This window comes from Kitasatospora sp. NPDC058032 (genome assembly GCF_042885845.1).
GTDB lineage: Bacteria > Actinomycetota > Actinomycetes > Streptomycetales > Streptomycetaceae > Kitasatospora.
Genome location: NZ_JBHVRK010000050.1, coordinates 1,886 through 19,853, shown reverse-complemented (window position 1 = coordinate 19,853; position 17,968 = coordinate 1,886). Strand labels below are relative to the sequence as shown.

The following is a 17,968-nucleotide window of genomic DNA, read 5'->3' as shown; positions in this document are numbered from 1 at the left end:
AAGCTAAGCCTCACAGCGCCGATGGTACTGCAGGGGGGACCCTGTGGGAGAGTAGGACGCCGCCGAACAAATTTTGAGAAGAACCCCCGCCGGTTGTCCGGCGGGGGTTCTTTGCGTTTCCCGAGGAATTCTGCCGCTCAGTGCAGGACGTCGAGGGCGTTGTCGGCGTTGTTGACGAAGTAGACGGCGTCCTGGTCGAGGTCCAGTGCGAGGCCGAAGAGCGCGCCGGCGCCGGGCGGGGTGCCCTCGTTGTTGATCTGCTTGACCGCCACCTGACGGCCGGCCGGGGTGGTCTCGACGATGTTGCCGTCCCCGCCGTTGACGGTCAGGATGTCGCCGCGGGGCGTGAGGGCCAGCCCCAGCGGGCCGTTGAGGGCGCCGCCTGACGTGATGACCCGGCCGATTCCCGCGCTGTCCTGGCGGGTGAGCGCGTTCGGGATCGCGGTGATCCGGCTGAGCACCGTGTCGGCGACGAACAGCGTGCCGTCGTGGCCGAGGCCGACGCCGGTCGGGCCGACCACCAGGGCCGCCGGGTCGGTCCGTTCGGGGAAGCCCGAGCCGATCTCGGTGGTGGCGATCCGCTGCGGCAGGTCGCCCTTCTCGGTGCACAGGGTGATCCGCAGGACGGTGCCCTGGTCGACCTGTGCGCCGCCGCCGGCGACCGTGCCGTTGAGGACGTTGGTCACGAACAGCTCGCTCTGCTCACCGGAGCTGACGGCGGTCAGGTCCCACGGCCCGTTGATGCCGTCCCCGGCGATGGTCTCGCGGACCGTGCCGTGCTTGTCGAGCACCAGCAGACAGCCGGCCTGGGCAGTGGCCGACGTGCCGTCGGCGGTGGGGAGGCTGCCGACCACGACCCAGCCGCCGGGCAGGACCGTCAGCGCCGTGGTGAGCCCGACCCCGCCGGGGCAGGGGCCGGGGAGGTGGTCCGGGTCGATGGTGGCGAACGTGGTGCGGGTGCCGCCCGGGGTGATCTGCACCAGGGTGGTGCCGAGGCCCTGCAGGTTGGCCGAGTTGTTGAAGTTGCTGATCAGGACGTTGCCCCGGTGCAGGTCACCGATGCTCTCCTGGATGGTGAACGTGCCGTACGGGTTCACGTCGCCGTTCTCGGGGACGGTGGACGCGACGGTGGACACGGTGTTCAGCCGGTCCAGGAACGGCGGTGCTTTTGCCGCTCCCGCCGACGTTGCCGCTCCCGCCGGGGACGCGACGGCGGTCAGCGCGAGGGTCAGCGCGGCGGCGGCCAGCGTGCTCGAACATGCCCGAAGCTTCATGCGTACTGCCTTCTGGAAGGCGGGCCGGACCGATCGTGCCGACCCGCGGAAGTGCTTCGTGTACCCCCCGGATCGCCACGCTAGACAGCGGTCGGCGTCGACGCGCGACGGCATCGGCCAAATGCCGGTCACGCCGGGCGGCAGCCACGGGCGGTGGGAGAGAGGCGGTGGGAGAGAGGCGGTGGGGAGAGAAGGGGCAGGGAGGCAAGGCGGGCGGGGGTGGGTGGGATCATGGGGGACCCGCAGAGGTGCCGGGTGGTGGAGCCGAGGGAGGGAGCCGGGAGTGGGGCGTGGGCAGCGGGGAGACCGGAAGCCCCGGGTCGTGGTCGCGGACGCCGAGCGGCTCCTCGCGTCCGCGCGGGTGGTCGTCGGCGACCACCGGGGTGCCGTGGACGAGGTGGGGCGGGCGGTGGCCGCTCTGCGGGGGCGGCTGGTGCGCGGTGAGCTGGACGCCATCCCGGTCGCCCGGCTGAAGGACGTGACGGACGGCCGGCTGCGGGTCGGTGCGCTGGAGGCCGCCGGCATCACGACCGTGGGACAGGTGCGGGACGCCACGGTGTACTCGCTGCAACTGCTCCCGGGCATCGGCGCGCAGACGGCCGCGCAGACCGTCGCCGCCGCCGGGCAGATAGCCGCCGCGGCCGAGCGGACGGTCGCGGTACGGCTCGACGTGGACGACCAGGACGCGCTGAGCACGACGCTGGTCGTCGCGCTGCACCGGTTGGTCGTCGCCGGGCCCGAGGCGGCCCGTGCCGACGGGGTCGCACGGCAGGTCGTCGACGAGGTCGCCGCGCTTGTCGACACGGCGCGACCGGCCCGGGGGTTCGTCCGCGGCCTGTTCGCCGGGCGGCGGCGCAGGCAGGAGGCGCTGCTCGCGGTCGACCGGCTGGACGAGCTGCTCGCCGAGTTCGAGGAGCAGGCCGTCCCGCTGCTGTTCGCCCAGGCGTCCGCGGACCTGCTGCGCCCGCCGGCCTCCGCGGTCGAGGCGTGGACGGACTTCGAGCACCGTTCGGCCGAGTTCTACGCCGTGCTCGGCGCGATCGGCGAGCTCGGTCCGTCCGAGGTCGACGCCGCCGAGGGGTTCCTGCCGGAGGAGCTGTCCGACCAGGTCCGGGCCGAGCCCCTGGACGTCAGCCGGTGCACGGTCTCGCTGCGCGGATACCAGGCGTTCGGCGCCCGCTTCGCGCTCCGGCAGAAGCGGGTGATCCTCGGCGACGAGATGGGCCTGGGGAAGACCGTCCAGGCGATCGCCGCGATGGCGCACCTGCGGACGCGGGGGAGCAGCCACTTCCTGGTCGTCTGTCCGGCGAGCGTGCTCATCAACTGGACCCGGGAGATCGAGTCGCGGAGCACCCTGCGGGCCTACCGGGTGCACGGGCAGGAGCGGGAGGCGGCCCTGGCCGAGTGGCTCGACGCGGGCGGCGTCGCGGTGGTGACCTTCGACGGCCTGCGCCGGTTGGAGGTCGCTCCGGACCTGGCTGTGGCCATGGTCGTGGTGGACGAGGCCCACTACGTCAAGAACCACGCGGCGCAGCGCTCGCAGGCGGTGGCCGGGTGGACCGACCGGGTCGAGCGGGTGCTCTTCCTCACCGGCACCCCGATGGAGAACCGGGTCGAGGAGTTCCGCAGTCTGGTGCACTACCTGCGGCCCGAGTTGCTGCCGACGATCCACAACGGGTCGGCCGCCGCGGGGCCGAAGGCGTTCCGCAAGGCGGTCGCGCCGGCCTATCTCCGCCGCAACCAGCAGGACGTGCTCGCCGAGCTCCCCGAGGTCGTGCACGTCGACGAGTGGGAGGACCTCTCGCCGACCGACTTCGCGGCGTACCGGGCGGCCGTCGCCGAGGGCAACTTCATGGCCATGCGCCGTGCCGCGTACGCGGACCCCGCGGGGTCGGCGAAGCTGCAGAGGCTGCGGGAGATCGTCGAGGAGGCCGCCGCCAACGGGCGGAAGGTCGTCGTCTTCTCGTTCTTCCGCGAGGTGCTGGCGACCGTCGGGGACGCGCTGGGCGGGCGGGTGTTCGGTCCGATCGACGGCAGCCTCGCCGCGGAGCGCCGCCAGGACGTGGTGGACCAGTTCGCCGCGGTGCCGGGTCATGCGGTGCTGCTCGCCCAGATCCAGGCGGGCGGCGTGGGGCTGAACATCCAGGCGGCCTCGGTGGTGATCCTGTGCGAGCCGCAGGTGAAACCCACCATGGAGAGTCAGGCCGTGGGCCGGGCCCACCGCATGGGGCAGCTCCGGCGGGTCCAGGTGCACCGGCTGCTCGCCGCCGACAGCGTCGACCAGCGGATGCTGGAGATCCTGCGGGCGAAGAGCCGGATCTTCGACGAGTACGCGCGGCGCAGCGAGGTGGCGGAGACGACGCCGGAGGCCGTGGACGTCTCGGAGCAGTCCCTGGCGGTGCGGATCGTGGAGGAGGAGCAGTTGCGCCTGGCCGCCGTGCCACGTGACGGGACCGGGGGCGCCGCCGGAGGCTGATGCCCGCAGGGTGGTCCGTGCGACCGGCCGGGCCCCGCCGGCGCCCCGTACGGCGGCGGCGAGAGGCCGGCTCTCGTTCCCCCGAACGGGCGGATTGTCAAGCCCGCACCGGATCCGGCCGTTCGGCAGTAGCCTCGGCGTTGGTGACGACGGTCGTGGAGGCGTGAATTGGGGGCGACGGTGGCCGAAGGGGAGTCCGCGGCCGGGGGTGGCCGGGGCGACGGTCCGCTGCACGAGCGCGAGGCCGAGATCCGGTCGGCCCGGCAGGCGGTCGCGGCGCTGGCCCGGCCGGTCGCCGGTACGGCGCTCGGGGAACTGCTGGTCTTCACCGGCGCGGCCGGGCTGGGCAAGACCGCGGTGCTGACCGAGGTGCGACGGGAGGCGCGGCGCGCGGGCTGTGAGGTGCTGTTCGCCCGGGGCGGGGAGCGGCAGCGCCACGAGCCGTTCCGGGTGGTGCGCCAGCTGCTGCAGCCGGTGCTGGCGGCGCTGTCCGACCGGGAGCGGGCGCAGGTGTTCGGGCCTTGGGAGGACATCGTCGGACCGGCCGTGGGGCTGCTGCCGCCGGGCGGGCAGCTCGATCCGCAGGGAGTGCGGGACGGGCTGGACTTCGTGCTCACCCGCCTCGTGCAGCGGCGCTCGCCGGTGGCCGTGATCGTCGACGACCTGCACTGGGCCGATCCGGAGTCGCTCGGCTGGCTGGCGAGCTTCGCGGTCGGCGCGCGGGAGCTGCCGGCGCTGCTGGTGCTCGCCTGCCGGGACGAGTTCCCCGACGACGCCCTGACGCTCCAGCGTGGTCTCCTCGCCAGGGCCGACCGGCGGCACGAACTGCGGCCGCTCCAGCCGGCCTCGGTCGCGCGGCTGGTCCGCGCCGCCCTCGGCGCGCAGGCGGAGGACGCCTTCTGCCGTCACGTCTGGGCGGTCACCGCCGGCAACCCGTACGAGACCACCGCCCTGCTGCGCGAGGTGGCCGACCAGCGGCTCGACCCCGTCGAGGAGAGCACCGTCCTGCTGCGCGAACTCGCGGCAGGGACCCGTGGAATGACGCTCCGTCACTGGCTGGAGAAGATCGGCCCGACGGCGATGCGGTTCGCCTGGGCGGCGTCCATGCTGGGCACCGACATCCGCCCGGAGCTCGCCGCCGTCATCTGCGCCCAGGGCCCGGAGACCGCCGCCGAGTCCGTCCGGGAGCTGCGCCGGCACGGGGTGCTGATCGGCGCGCCGGGTGGCCGGCTGGAGTTCGTCCACCCGCTGATCGCCACCTCGGTCTACCAGTCGATGCCGCCCGCCACCCGCACCGGGATGCACGGGGTCGCCGCCGTCGAGACCGAGAACGCCGGTCTCGGCCTGCTGACGGCGTCCCGGCACCTGCTGGAGACCCTGCCCGAAGGCGACGGGGACATCGTCCGCAAGCTGCGCCAGGCGGCCCGCGAGCACCTGGCCATCGGCGCACCGGAGGCCGCCCAGCACTGCCTGCGCCGGGCGATCAGCGAACCGCCCGCCGACCGGGACCGGGCCGAGGTGCTCTACGAACTCGGCTGCTCGGCACTGCTCACCGACCCGGCGACCACGGTCAACCAGCTGCGGCTGGCACTCGCGGACCCGTACGGGCTGGGCCCCGAGCTGCGGATCGACGCGGTCTTCCGGCTCGCCCAGGCCCTCGCCCACAGCAACCGGCTGGGCGACGCCGCCGCGGTGTGCGCCGAGGCCGCCGAGCGCACCGTTCCCGGCCCGGGCCGGCTGCGCCTGGAGGTCGCCCACTTCATGTTCGCCGCGTTCCAGTCCGAGGACGAGGACGGTCCGGGACGCTCCCGCCGGCTCGCGGAGTTCGACCGGATGCTCGAAACGGTCGGGATGGCGTTCAGCGACGTCGGGGCGGACGGCCGGGACGCCGCCGCGCATGCCGCCGGTAGCGGTGCCGGTGCGGACGGCGGGCGGCCCCCGGAGCGGAACCTGTTCGAACACAACGGCCTGGCCCACGCGGTGGCGGTGCTGCGCTGCTGGGACCTCACGCTGCGCGGCGTGGACCACGAGCGGGCGATCGCCCTGGCCGAGTCCGCGCTGCCGGGCGGGCGCCTTCCGCACAGCCTCGGCTGGACCAACACCGTCTGGGGCTTCGAGCTGCCCGGGATCCTCGGCATCAGCTACCTCTACGCCGACCGGGTCGACCGGGCGGAGGAACTGTTCACCGAGGCGGTCCGCGCGTACGAGGTGGCCGGCTGGAGCGGCGGCCACCTCGGCTTCGCCTACCTGCTGACCGGCATGCTGCGGTTCCGCTGCGGCGCGCTGGCGGAGGCGGAGGACTACCTGCGCCGGGCCCTGCGGCTCGCCGAACGGATGGGCCGCGGCGGCCCGTTGCACTGGGACGCGGTCGGGGCGCTGGCCGAGACCCTGGCGGCGCGCGGCCGGGTGGCCGAGGCGCTGGAGCTGGCCCGCGAGCACTCCTTCGGCCCGCCGTACCCGACGGTGATGGTGCTGCCCGACGCCCCCACCCTGTACGGCCGGCTGCTGCTGGCCCGGGGCGACGCGGCCGGCGCGGCCGAGACGCTGACCGCCGCCGGTGCGGCGCTGGACGCGCGCGGCTGGCGCAACACGGTGTGGGCGCCGTGGCTCGGGCACCTGGCGCGCGCGATCGCCCCCGAGCAGCCGGACCGGGCCCGCGAACTCGCCGAGGAGGCGGTCCGCCGGGCCCGGGCGACCGGGACGGACTCCGCCGTCGGCAGCACGCTGCGGCTCTGTGCGGCGGTGCACGACCGGCCGCGCGCGGCCGAGCTGCTCGGGCAGGCCGTCCGGCACCTGGAGCGCTCGCCCGCCCGCTACGAGCACGCGCTGGCGCTGGTCGACCTGGGGGAGGCGCTGGGCGCCACGGCGGCGGCCCGTCGGGCGCTGGCCCGGGGGCTGGAGCTGGCCGCCCGCTGCGGCGCCGACGGCCTGGCGGCCCGCGCGGGGGACCTCCTGCACGCGGGCGCGACGGACTGAGCCTCGCGCCCCGGGGCACCCTGGGTGCGCGGCGGAGGTGTCAGAGGAAGTAGCGGCGGTTCAGGGAGACGGTTTCGGCGGGCTCGGACCGCAGGGCGGTGCCGTCGAGGCTGACCGTACCGTGGCGGGCGTCGCGGACCGGATCGCGCGGACCGGATCGCGCGGGCCGATGCCGTGGGTGTGGCGGACGGCGACGCGTCGCGGGCGGGTGGTCGTGGTGGCGTACGGGCGGGTGTCTGGCGTACGGGCGGGCGTCGATGGTGAAGGCGCTCGGCGCGGTGCCTGGTGCGGTGCCCGGTGGTGCGGGACGGAATGGGCGACGGGGTCAGCCGGCGGGCTGGTCGTGGGTGGAGCAGTGGATGCCGCCGCCGCCGGAGGCCAGGGTGTCGATCTGCAGCGGGACGATCTCGCGCCCGGGGAACAGCTCCCGGAAGACCTCCTGGGCGTGCTCGTCGGCCCGGTGGTCGCCGAACAGCGGCAGGTAGACGCCCTTGTTGCCGATGTAGAAGTTCATGTAGGAGGAGACGAAGGCGTCGCCGCGGCCGGTGATCCGGTCCGGGTCGGGCTGCGCGACCTCGATGACCCTGAGCTTCTTGCCGGTGGCGTCGGTGGCCTCGGCGAGGACGGCGCGGGCCTGGTCGGCGGAGCGGGACCAGACGTCCGGCGGGGTGCCGGGGAAGGCCCGGTCCAGCAGGACGACGCCGGGTGCGGCGAAGCGGGCGAGGCAGTCGACGTGGGCGTCGGTGATGTCCTTGCCCCTGACCCCGGCGAGCCAGATGACCTTGCTCAGGCCCAGCGTCCGCTTGAGGTCCGCCTCGACCTGCTCGCGGGTGCGGCCCGGGTTGCGGTTGTCGTTGACGATCGAGCTCTCGGTGATCAGCAGGGTGCCCTGGCCGTCGGTCTCGAAGGAGCCGCCCTCGGCGGTGATCGTGGTCTCGATCCGCTCGATCCCGTACTTCTCCAGGACGGTGCGGGCGACGCGGGCGTCGTTGCCGTGCTCCTGCTTGCGGCCCCAGCCGTTGAAGTTGAAGTCGACGCCCTTGGCCCTGCCGCCCTCCTCGACGAAGACCGGCAGGGTGTCGCGGGCCCACAGGTCGTCGACCGGGACGGCGAGCAGCTCGACGTCCTGGCCGCAGGCGTTGCGGGCGGAGGCCTCCTGGCCGGGGCGGACCAGCAGGGCCACCGGCTCGCGCTCGCCGATGGCCCGGGCGACCGCGGCGATGTCCTTGCGGACGCCGGTGAGCTGACTGCCCCAGACGTTCTCGGACGCGGGCCAGGCCATGAAGGTCCGCTCGTCCTTCTCCCACTCGCCGCCGAGCCGGCGCCCCCGCTCGGGGGCGGGGGCGGCCGTAGCAGCGGGGGAGGACGGGGAGGACGGGCCCGCTTGGCCGGCCGGGTCGGCCAGCTCGTCGATGCCGGGACGGCAGGCGCTCGCGCCGAGGGCGACCAGGCCGGCGCCGGTGAGGGAACGCAGCACCGTGCGGCGCGCGAGGGGGGAGTGGGACACGGAGGCCTCCGTCAGGGCTCGGGGTGGGTCGGTCCGGTGGAAAGGCGGGGCGCCGGGGAGCGGCGCGCACGGGCACCGGGCGGGCGGCGGGCGGACTCGCCCGGCATCGCCCGGACTGAACTGTCGCACTGACTGAAAAATCAGTCAAACTCACGGAAGGTGCTGCGCGCCCCGGCTCCCGGGGTGCGGGGCGCGGAAGGCCGGGCCGCGGATTCCCCCCGAACGGCGGATGCGTGCCGGGCCGGGTCCCGCCCCGGTCGTCAGTAGCCTGCGGGAACCCCGCCCCACCGACCGGAACGAGGCCCCATGGCTCATCCACGGCCCTCCCGCCGCTCGCTGCTCCGGTCCGGGGCGGCGCTCGCCGCACTGGCCCTGGCCGGCGGCTGCTCCTCCGGCAGCGGCGAGGAGCAGCCGTCCGACTCCGGGACCGGGGCGGCCACCACGGCGGACACCGGTTCGGCGGTCCGGCGCGCCATGCCGGCCGAGTCCGCCCCGCACACCCGCACCTTCATGGCCTGGCCGGCCCTGGAGGAGGTGTGGGGCGACCAACTGCCCGGCGTCCGGCAGGACATCGCGGGTCTGGCCCGGGCCGTGGCCGGGTTCGAGCCGGTGGTGCTGCTGGCCCGCCCCGACCAGGCCGAGCAGGCCCGCCGGGCCTGCGGTTCCTCGGTGGAGGTGCTGGACCTGATGGTCGACGACCTGTGGGCCCGGGACACCGGACCGACCTTCGTCACCGGCCCGCAGGGACTCGCCGGGGTCGACCTCGACTTCAACGGGTGGGGTGGCAAGCAGACCCACGCCAACGACGCCCAGGTCGCCCGCAGCCTCCTGGCCCACTACGGCATCACCCGCGTCCAGGCGCCGATCACCGGCGAGGGCGGCGGCATCGAGGTGGACGGGGAGGGCACGCTGATGGCCACCGAGAGCTCCTGGGTGAACGAGAACCGCAACCCCGGCGTCTCCCGCGACCGGATCGAGGCGGCCTTCAAGGAACTGGTCGGCGTCGAGAAGGTGATCTGGCTCCAGGGCGTCGCCGGGCAGGACATCACCGACTGCCACGTGGACGCGCTCGCCCGCTTCGCCGAGCCCGGCACCGTCCTGCTGCACCGCCCCGCCGCCGACACCCCGCCGGACGTCTGGACCACGGCCTCGGCGCAGGCGCGCCAGGTGCTCGGCTCCGCGACCGACGCCAAGGGGCGCCCGCTGCGGGTAGTGGACCTGCCGGAGCCGGACTTCGAGCTGATCCAGGGCGGGGGCAAGGACTTCCTCGCCACCTACATCAACTACTACGTCTGCAACGGCGGCGTGATCGTCCCGCGCTTCGGGGACCGGGCCGCGGACGACCGGGCGGCCGGGGTCGTCGGCGAGCTGCACCCCGGGCGCACGGTCACCCAGGTCGACATCAACCACATCGCGGCGGGCGGCGGCGGCATCCACTGCGCCACCCAGCAGCAGCCCGCGCTCTGAGGCCCCGGCGCCGGTCCCGGTGCGCGCGCCGGGACCGGCCCCGACACCCTCAGGGCAGCGGCTCGTGCATGGTCGAGCAGTGGATGCCGCCGCCGCCGGCCATCAGGCGGTCGACGTCGAGCTGCACCACCTCGCGGCCCGGGAAGGCGGCGGCGAGCGTCTCCCCGGCGGCGGCGTCCTTGCGGGCGTCGCCGAACCGAGTGGTGATCACGCCGCCGTTGACCAGGTGGAAGTTGAGGTAGGAGTCGACGAACCTGGAGCTTCGGGAGCGCACGGTGTCCGGGCCGTGCACGGGGACGACCTGGAGGCGGCGGCCCCGGGCGTCGGTGGCGGCGGACAGCAGGGCGAACTGCTCGCGGGCGTCCCGGGCCCAGACGTCGTCCCGGTCGGGTGGTGGCAGCTGGACCATCACCACGCCGGGGCGCACGAAGCGGGAGGTGACGTCGACGTGGTCGTCGGTGACGTCCCGGCCCTTGATGCCCGGCAGCCAGATCATGGTGTCCGCGCCGTAGGCCTCCAGGACGGCGTCCTCGATCTCGTCCCGGCTCATCCCGCGGTTGCGGTTCTTGTTGACCAGGCTGCTCTCGGTGGCCATCACGGTGCCGTCGCCGTCGGTCTCGATCGCGCCGCCCTCGCCGACGAAGTCCGCGTAGGAGTGGCGCAGCCCCCGGCGGGCGGCGAGCCGCTCGGCGACCCGGGCGTCGTCGTGGTGGACCTGCTTGTTGCCCCAGCCGTTGAAGTTGAGGACCACGGCGTCCAGGCCGCCGTAGCCGTCGCGGCGGAACACCGGGGCGATGTCGCGCATCCACAGGTCGTCGGTGGGGATCGCGGTGATCACCTCGACGCCGGAGCCGCACATCGACCGGGCCTTGCCCGCCGTCCAGTCGTCGGGGGCACACATCACCACCGGCTCGAACTCGGCGACCGTCCGGGCGATCAGCGCGATGTCCTGCTGGACCCCGCCCAGTCGCAGTCCCCACACGCCGCGCCGGGACGGCCAGGACATCCAGGTCCGCGCGTGCGGGACGTCGTCCGCCGGTACCCGGGGGAAGGGTCCGGTGGACCGGTCGTCGCGGTCGTGGCTCATGAGGGTCTCCAGATCGTGCGGCGTGCGGCTCCAGCGTCACACTGACTGAAAAGTCAGTCAAACCGGCGGGGCCGCGGAACGACGGATCGGTGAGCGGTGAGGTACGCCGTGCGACGGCCCGGCGGTCGAGCCCCTCAGGGCCCGAGCCGGGCCACCTCGGTGTCGATCGCGTCGGTCATCAGCGTCCGGGCGTGCGTCAGCGGCAGGCTGCCGCTCAGCCAGCGGGTGCTCAGCCCCTCCAGCAGCGCGGTCAGCCGCTCCGCCGCACCTGCCAGCGCGACCGCCGAGGACATCGGCTGCACCGCGCCGAGCAGCTCGGCGATCTCCTGCACCCAGATCCGGGTGGCCCGCGCCAGGTCCTCGCGCAGGGTCTCGTCGAACACCGCGCTCGCCCGCAGCTCGCCCCAGGCGGTGCTGTTCTCCCGCACCTCGACGGTGTCCTGGAGTTCCAGCAGCAGCGTCTGCTCCAGCTCCTCGCGGGCCGTCGGCGGCGGCGCGTCCGCGGCACGCTCGGCGGTGTACCGCTCCGCGCGGTCGTTGATGAACTCCAGCGTCTGCTTGAGGATCCCCGTACGGTCCTTGAAGTGGTAGTAGATCAGCGCCGTGGACACCCCCGCCTCGGCGGCGAGCTCCTCCACCCGCAGCCCGCGCACCCCGCGGCGGGCGATCACCCGCGCCGCTGCTTCCAAGATCGACGTTTTACGACTGGCCATGATCCGCCACCCTACCCCGAGGCCGGGCGCGCCCGGGCCGCCTGCTGAAAGTCCCGTCAGCCGGCGGTCGTCAGGCCTGGCCCACGGCGAGGTCGACGGTGACTCCTCGGGGCTCGTTTCGGCGATCGGCGCATGAACTTGGGCTCGACCGTCCGGGCGCCGCCCTCGCCCGGCGGCACGGTACGCCGCCGTCCGGTGCGTCGGGCCGGCCGGGGCAGATCGCCGCCGACCCCGGCCGAGGCGGCGGACAGGCGTAGATCCGGGCGTACAGCTCCTCGATCTCGGCGGCGGTGGGGACGGCGGGGTTGTTCGCGGGGGAGCCGGAGGCGAGGGCCTGCTCGGCCATCAGCGGGGTGAGGCGGGTCCAGGCGTCCTCGGGGATGCCGTAGCTGCGGGGGGTGGGGACGTCCAGGTCGCGGCAGAGCGCGCGCAGGGCGTCGACCAGCCGGTCGGCGGCCACGTCGTCGGAGTCGGCGGCGCCGGCGGCTCCCAGCGCGCGGGCGCAGTCGGCGTACCGGGCGGGGGCGGCGTGCACCGAGAAGGCGGTCACCGCGGGGAACAGCATCGCGTTCGACAGGCCGTGGGCGACATGGAAGTGGGCGCCGATCGGGCGGCTCATGCCGTGCACCAGGGCGACGCTGGAGTTCGAGAACGCGATGCCGGCCTGGGTCGCGGCGAGCATCATGGCCTCGCGGGCCCCGGCGTCCGACCCGTCCGCGTAGGCGCGGCGCAGGTGGCGGCCGATGGTGCCGATCGCGGTGAGCGCGAGGCCGTCGGCGAACGGGTTGGCCTTGCGGCTCACATAGGCCTCGACCGCGTGGGTGAGGGCGTCGATGCCGGTGTCGGCCGTCAGCCGGGGCGGCATCGACATGGTCAGTTCCACGTCGACCACGGCGGCGATCGGCAGGAACGCCGGGCCCGGACAGAGCATCTTCTCGTCCGTGGCGCTGTCGGTGATGACGGTGAACTGGGTCGCCTCCGAGCCGCTGCCCGCGGTGGTGGGCACCGCGATCACCGGCAGCGCCGGCCCCCGGTTGACCCGCGGTGCCTTGTAGTCCCGCATCTCGCCGCCCCGCACGCCCAGCAGGGCGAGCGCCTTGGCGGTGTCCATCGGGCTGCCGCCGCCGAACCCGATGACCGAGTCGGCCTCGTGCTCCTGGAGCGCCTTCACCCCCGCGACCAGCGAGTCGGTGGTCGGGTCGGGCACGGTGTCGGCGAACAGCCGCGGGTGCAGTCCGGCGGCGAGCAGCGTCGTCGTCAGGCGCTGCGCCGCGCCGCTGCCGACCAGGAACGCGTCCGTCACCAGGAGCGGGCGGCTCAGCCCCAGTTCCTTGAGGACGTCGCCCAGTTCGGCGGCGGCGCCGCGGCCGACGCGCAGGATCCGCGGCAGGGAGAGGCCGGCAACCATGGAGCACCCCTCGACGGTGGGAGGAAGACCGACCGGTGTTTCCGGCCGGGGGAGGCTTTCGACTGTGACGCCCGCACGGGCGTGCGTTCAAGCGCCAATCACGCAGACGGCGTGTGCGCAAATGCAGATACGCTGACCGCGTGCGCTCCCGCTCCCGCCCGGTCGGCGACCGGCTCCGCGCGGACGACCTCCGCTACCTGCTCGCCGTCGCCCGTACGGGCCGACTGGTGAGCGCCGCCGACGCGCTCGGCGTGGACCACACCACCGTCTCCCGCCGCATCGCCGCCCTGGAGAAGGGCCTCGGCGTGCGGCTGATGGAACGCGGTACGGAGGGCTGGGCGCTGACGGACGCGGGCAAGGCCGTCTGCGAGAGCGCGCGGGCGATCGAGGACGCCCTGGTCCGCGCCGTCGACGCGGTGTCGGGCCAGGACACGCCGTCGCTGCACGGCACCGTCCGGGTGAGCGCCCCCGACGGCTTCGGCACCGCCTTCGCCACCCCGGCGCTGGCCCGGGTACGCCGCCGCCACCCCCGGTTGCAGGCCGAACTCATCACGGCAACACGGGAGTTGCCGCTGCGCCCGGCCGGCTTCGACCTCGCCCTGACCATCGGCAGGCCACCGCGAAGCCGACTGGTGACCGAGCACCTCACCGACTACGCGCTCGGCCTGTACGCCGCCGACGACTACCTCGCGCGGTGCGGCAGCCCCGGCTCGGCCGCCGAGCTGAGGGAGCATCCGCTGGTCTTCTACATCGAGTCGATGCTCCAGGTCGGCGACCTCGACATCGAACGCCACCTGCCGGGCATCACGCCCGCCTTCTCCTCCACCAACGTCTTCGCCCAGGTCGAGGCCACCCGCCTGGGGGCCGGCGTCGGCGTGCTGCCCGCCTTCCTCGCCGAACGGGCCGGGCTGCGGCGGCTGCTGGCCGACGAGGTCGACATCCGGCTGCCGATCACGCTGGCCGTACGGCGGGAGGCGGTGACCCTGCCCGCCGTCCGGGCCGTGCGCGACGCCCTGCACCGGGAGGTCGCCGACCGCGCCGCCGAGCTGCTCCCGGAGGCGGCCGGACCGCCGGTCGGAACGGCCGGGTCGTACCCGCCGTGACGCTGCGGAGGGTTTCGGTCACCGATCCGTAAGGCCGTCGTAGGGTGGGGTCCACCGAACGACGGCTCGATCGAGGATGGCCCGGATGGCACGAACTCCCTTGTCCTGGTTGGCGGAACGCTACACGCTCGGACCGCGCAGCATCCGGGCGGCGGCCGTGGCCTCGGTGGTGGCGGCGATCGGCATCATCATGACCGGCGGCGTCGTCCGGGTCACCGGCTCCGGCCTCGGCTGCCCCGACTGGCCGATGTGCACCGACAGCACGCTCGCGCCGACCGCCGAGATGGGCCTGCACGGCGCGATCGAGTTCTCCAACCGGATGCTCACCAGCGTGCTCTGCGTGGTGGTCGGCTGGGTGATCATCGCCGCCCGGCTGCAGCGCACCCCCATGCCGCGGGTGCTCCGGGGTGGCTGGGCGCAGTTCTGGGTCGTGGTGCTGAACGCGGTGGTCGGCGGCGTCACCGTCTGGCTGAAGCTCAGCCCGTACATCGTCGCCGCGCACTTCCTGGCCGCGGTGCTGCTGCTCACCACGGCCGTGGTCACCTGGGACGCCACCTTGCACGCCACGTCGGGCGGGGTGATGGGCGAGGCGCCGGACGGCGCGCGGACCGCGCCGTCCGAGCGGGCCCGGCGCCTGGCGACGGCGCTGATGGCGGTCGCCGCGGTGATGGTGGTGGCCGGCACGGTCACCAGCGGCACCGGCCCGCACGCCGGCGACTCCTCCGACGTGCCCCGGATCGGCCTGGACTGGACGACGGTGACCGTGGTGCACGGCGTGCTCGCGGCGGCCGTCCTGGTGCTCGCGGCGCTGCTGTTCGCCGCGCTGCGCCCGGACCCGTGCGGCGCCGGCGCCCGGCGTCGCACGGCGGTCTTCCTGGTGGCGCTGGTGGCCCAGGGCCTGCTGGGCGTGGTGCAGTCGCTGACCGCTCTTCCCGCGGCGGCGGTGATCCTGCATCTGCTCGGCGCGGCCATGGTCTGGGTGGGCGCGCTCCGGGTGCTGCTCGCCGTCCGCCCGGCGCGGCGGCCGGCCCCGGACGGCCCGGAGGCGGCGGCGCTCCCGGCGCCGGCCGTCCGGACCCCCGAGCACGCGGCCTGAGCGGCGCGGCTCGGGGCCCGGCGCCGAGGTCGGCGCCGTCGGCGCAGATCTGGTGGAAGCCGCCCGGGAGGCGGTGTGCCCCGGCCGGCAGGCCGGGGCGCGTCGTCGTGCTGGTCGAACAGTCGCTTCAGGTGCCCGACGCCTGTGTCGAACTCGCCGAACGGCGCGAGCCGTCGGGCTGACGTGGCGTCCGGGTGACGGTGCGTCGTAGCCGGTGGTGGCAGCCTCCCGATGGGTCATATGACGGTCAGCCAAGATGACAGATAGTAATAATATGTGCACATAGTGTTTTCATGACAAGAGACCTTCGCGGGCCGTCGCGACTTCTGGAGCGCACGGCCCGCCTCGTGACGGCAGCGACCATGCTGGGATTCCTCAGCGCCGGCCTCACCGGCTTACCGGCCCGGGCCGCACCGGCCCCCCAGAAGGCGCCGCCCGTCAGCACGGGCGAGCGCGTCCTGGCGACGGGTACCCCACTTCTGCAGGAGACCTTCACCGGGGCCACGGCGGACTCCCGCTTCACCGCCGTCGGCACGGCGTGCCTCACCGGTGCGCCCATCGGCGCGGCCGGCGCCGGCAGCCATCCGCTCGAAGGCTGCCCGGCGATCGAGGTCGGGCCGGTGCCACCAGTGAACGGAGCGCCGCACGGCTATCTCCAGATCACCGACTCCGGTTTCGACGAGGCGGGCGCCGTCCTGTTCGACCAGGCACTGCCGGCCGGCAACGGTCTGGACGTCTCCTTCGACCAGTGGCAGTACGGCAGCACCACCCCCGCCACCCCGGCCGACGGCATCTCCTTCTTCCTGGTCAACGGCGACACCGCGCTCGCCCACCCCGGGGCCTTCGGCGGCAGCCTCGGCTACGCCCAGAAGCTGCCCGACGACAACCCGAACCTCACCTTCCTGCCCGGCGTCGACCGCGGCTACCTGGGCGTCGGGCTGGACGTCCTCGGCAACTACTTCGGCGACTGGGAACAGCGCGGCAACGGCTGCGCGACACGCTCGCCGGCCGGCACCGGGTTCCGCATCCCGGCGCCCGGCGCCAACATGGTCACCGTCCGCGGCCCCGGCGACGGCACCACCGGTTACTGCTTCCTGACCGCCACGACCAGCAACTTCACCACCACCGGCCCCTGGCCCTCCACCCTGCCGGGCCAGTTGCAGGGCCCGCTGACGGTGCTGCCGCCCGCGGTGACCCCGGCCCAGGCCGAGACTCTGCTGGAGCCGTCACGCCGCCGGGTGAACGTGCACCTGACGCCGGCGCCCTCCCCGGTGCTGACGGTCAGCGTCGACTTCAACGACGGCACCGGCCCGCACCAGGTGCTGTCCACCCCCGCCCCGACGCCCGTTCCCTCCACCTACAAGTTCGGCTTCGCCGGCTCCACCGGCGCATTTACCGATGTGCACCTGATCCGCAACGTCACGGTGAGCACGGACCAGCCGCTGCCCGCGCTGAACCTGGTCAAGCAGGTCCGCGAGCCGCTGCCCGGGCTCATCACGGTCGGCACACCGGTGCCGTACGACTTCGTGGTCACCAACGCCGGCACCGTGCCGATCGACAACCTGGGCGTCAACGACCCCAAGGTCGGACCGGTCAGCTGCCCGGTGTCCACGCTCGCCCCCCACACGACCGTCACCTGCACGGCCACCTACCTGGTGACCGCCGCCGACGCGCAGTCCGGCCACATCGCCAACACCGCCGTGGCCACCGGGACGGCCGACGGAACGCCGGTCGAGTCCCCGCCGTCCTCGGAGAACGTCCCGGTCGTGGCCCCGCCCGGCATCCACCTGACCAAGCACGTCGACGCCCCGGGGCCGTTCGCGGTCGGCGACACCGTGCCGTACACGTATGTGGTCACCAACACGGGTGGCGTCCAGGTCGACGCCGTCGGCATCACGGACGACAAGGTCACCGGCATCACCTGCGCCGCCACCACGCTGGCCCCGGCCGGCAGCCCCGGCGACAGCACCACCTGCCACGGCACCTACGTCATCACCCAGCCGGACGCCGACGCCGGCGAGGTCACCAACCACGCCCACGCCACCGGCACGGCCAACGGATCCCCGGTCGCCTCCCCGCCGACCCAGGCCACCGTCGAGGTGGTGTCCACGTCGAGTCTGGGGCTGACGAAGCAAGCGAGCACCCCCGGTCCGGTGAACGTGGGTGACACCATCACCTACACGTACACGGTCACCAACACGGGCGTGACGACGCTTCACAGCGTGAAGGTCACCGACGACCACGTCACGCCGGTGGACTGCCCCACGGCGACCCTCATTCCCGCGCAGGTCATGATGTGCACCGGAAGCTATGTGGTGACGGCCGCGGACGCGGTGCTGGGACACATCACCAATGTGGCGCTGGCGAGCGGCCTCAACCCGCTGGGGCTGCCCGTCGAGAGTCCTCCGGCGCAGGTCACGGTGCCGGTCACGGCTGTGGCGAGCCTGTCGCTGACGAAGAAGGCGAACACTGCCGGTCCGGTGAGTGTGGGTGACACGATCACGTACACGTACACGGTGGCCAATACGGGTACGGCTGCGGTGCATGACCTGACGGTGACGGATGACCGGGTGTCGTCGGTGAGTTGTGGGTTGACGACGCTGGCGGCTGGTCAGAGTACGACCTGCTCCGGCAGCTACGTCGTGACCACTGCTGATGCGGTGGCTGGTCATGTGCTGAACGTGGCGACGGCGAATGGCTTCAACCCGCAGGGTGAGCCGGTGGCGAGTCCTCCGGCGCAGGAGGACGTCCCCGTCGCATCTGTGGCGAGCCTGTCGCTGACGAAGAAGGCGAACACTGCCGGTCCGGTGAGTGTGGGTGACACGATCACGTACACGTACACGGTGGCCAATACGGGTACG

General features: G+C 73.9%; 11 protein-coding genes and 1 pseudogene. 6 read left to right on the top strand and 6 right to left on the bottom strand.

What is annotated here, in order from left to right; translation table 11 throughout:
- Positions 1 to 137 precede the first annotated feature (137 nt).
- Positions 138 to 1,274 (bottom strand): hypothetical protein, encoded by a 1,137-nt coding sequence (locus ACFVUH_RS36855; protein WP_387917975.1) that lies wholly within the window; start codon positions 1,272 to 1,274, stop codon positions 138 to 140.
- Between the two features lie 283 nt (positions 1,275 to 1,557).
- Here ACFVUH_RS36855 and ACFVUH_RS36850 point away from each other — a divergent pair, with 283 nt between their 5' ends.
- Together ACFVUH_RS36850 and ACFVUH_RS36845 are read left to right on the top strand one after the other, a co-directional pair.
- Positions 1,558 to 3,750, top strand: a complete 2,193-nt coding sequence (locus ACFVUH_RS36850) for a DEAD/DEAH box helicase (RefSeq protein WP_387917974.1) — start codon at positions 1,558 to 1,560, stop codon at positions 3,748 to 3,750.
- A 168-nt stretch (positions 3,751 to 3,918) separates the two neighbouring features.
- The gene (locus ACFVUH_RS36845; RefSeq protein WP_387917973.1) at positions 3,919 to 6,726 is read left to right on the top strand and encodes an ATP-binding protein; all 2,808 of its coding nucleotides are present in this window, start codon (positions 3,919 to 3,921) and stop codon (positions 6,724 to 6,726) included.
- Positions 6,727 to 6,766: 40 nt separating this feature from the next.
- On the opposite strand, the pseudogene ACFVUH_RS36840 reads toward ACFVUH_RS36845, so the two are convergent.
- Positions 6,767 to 6,945, bottom strand: a pseudogene (locus tag ACFVUH_RS36840) (urease subunit alpha); the annotation flags it as partial.
- Between the two features lie 106 nt (positions 6,946 to 7,051).
- A complete protein-coding gene (locus ACFVUH_RS36835) occupies positions 7,052 to 8,233 on the bottom strand; it encodes an agmatine/peptidylarginine deiminase (protein ID WP_387917971.1) in 1,182 nt (393 codons plus the stop codon).
- A 306-nt stretch (positions 8,234 to 8,539) separates the two neighbouring features.
- Here ACFVUH_RS36835 and ACFVUH_RS36830 point away from each other — a divergent pair, with 306 nt between their 5' ends.
- Positions 8,540 to 9,700 carry an agmatine deiminase family protein gene (locus tag ACFVUH_RS36830; protein WP_387917969.1) on the top strand — a complete coding sequence of 387 codons (1,161 nt, stop codon included), beginning with the start codon at positions 8,540 to 8,542 and terminating at the stop codon, positions 9,698 to 9,700.
- 49 nt (positions 9,701 to 9,749) lie between these two features.
- Here ACFVUH_RS36830 and ACFVUH_RS36825 read toward each other — a convergent pair whose 3' ends face one another.
- From ACFVUH_RS36825 to ACFVUH_RS36815, 3 genes are all read right to left on the bottom strand, one after another.
- Complete coding sequence (locus tag ACFVUH_RS36825; RefSeq protein WP_387917968.1) at positions 9,750 to 10,787, bottom strand: agmatine/peptidylarginine deiminase; 1,038 nt, start codon at positions 10,785 to 10,787, stop codon at positions 9,750 to 9,752.
- A gap of 134 nt (positions 10,788 to 10,921) precedes the next feature.
- Positions 10,922 to 11,500, bottom strand: coding sequence for a TetR/AcrR family transcriptional regulator (locus ACFVUH_RS36820; protein WP_387917967.1), 579 nt, complete (start codon positions 11,498 to 11,500; stop codon positions 10,922 to 10,924).
- A 70-nt stretch (positions 11,501 to 11,570) separates the two neighbouring features.
- Positions 11,571 to 12,908, bottom strand: coding sequence for an iron-containing alcohol dehydrogenase (locus ACFVUH_RS36815; RefSeq protein WP_387917965.1), 1,338 nt, complete (start codon positions 12,906 to 12,908; stop codon positions 11,571 to 11,573).
- Positions 12,909 to 13,048: 140 nt separating this feature from the next.
- Between ACFVUH_RS36815 and ACFVUH_RS36810 the strand changes: the two genes are divergently transcribed.
- From ACFVUH_RS36810 to ACFVUH_RS36800, 3 genes are all read left to right on the top strand, one after another.
- Positions 13,049 to 14,011, top strand: a complete 963-nt coding sequence (locus tag ACFVUH_RS36810; RefSeq protein ID WP_387917963.1) for a LysR family transcriptional regulator — start codon at positions 13,049 to 13,051, stop codon at positions 14,009 to 14,011.
- Between the two features lie 85 nt (positions 14,012 to 14,096).
- On the top strand, positions 14,097 to 15,107 hold the full coding sequence (locus ACFVUH_RS36805) for a heme A synthase (RefSeq protein WP_387917961.1): 1,011 nt from the start codon (positions 14,097 to 14,099) through the stop codon (positions 15,105 to 15,107).
- 293 nt (positions 15,108 to 15,400) lie between these two features.
- Positions 15,401 to 17,968 (top strand): hypothetical protein (locus ACFVUH_RS36800; protein ID WP_387917960.1); only part of this gene is annotated, 2,568 nt, incomplete at its 3' end.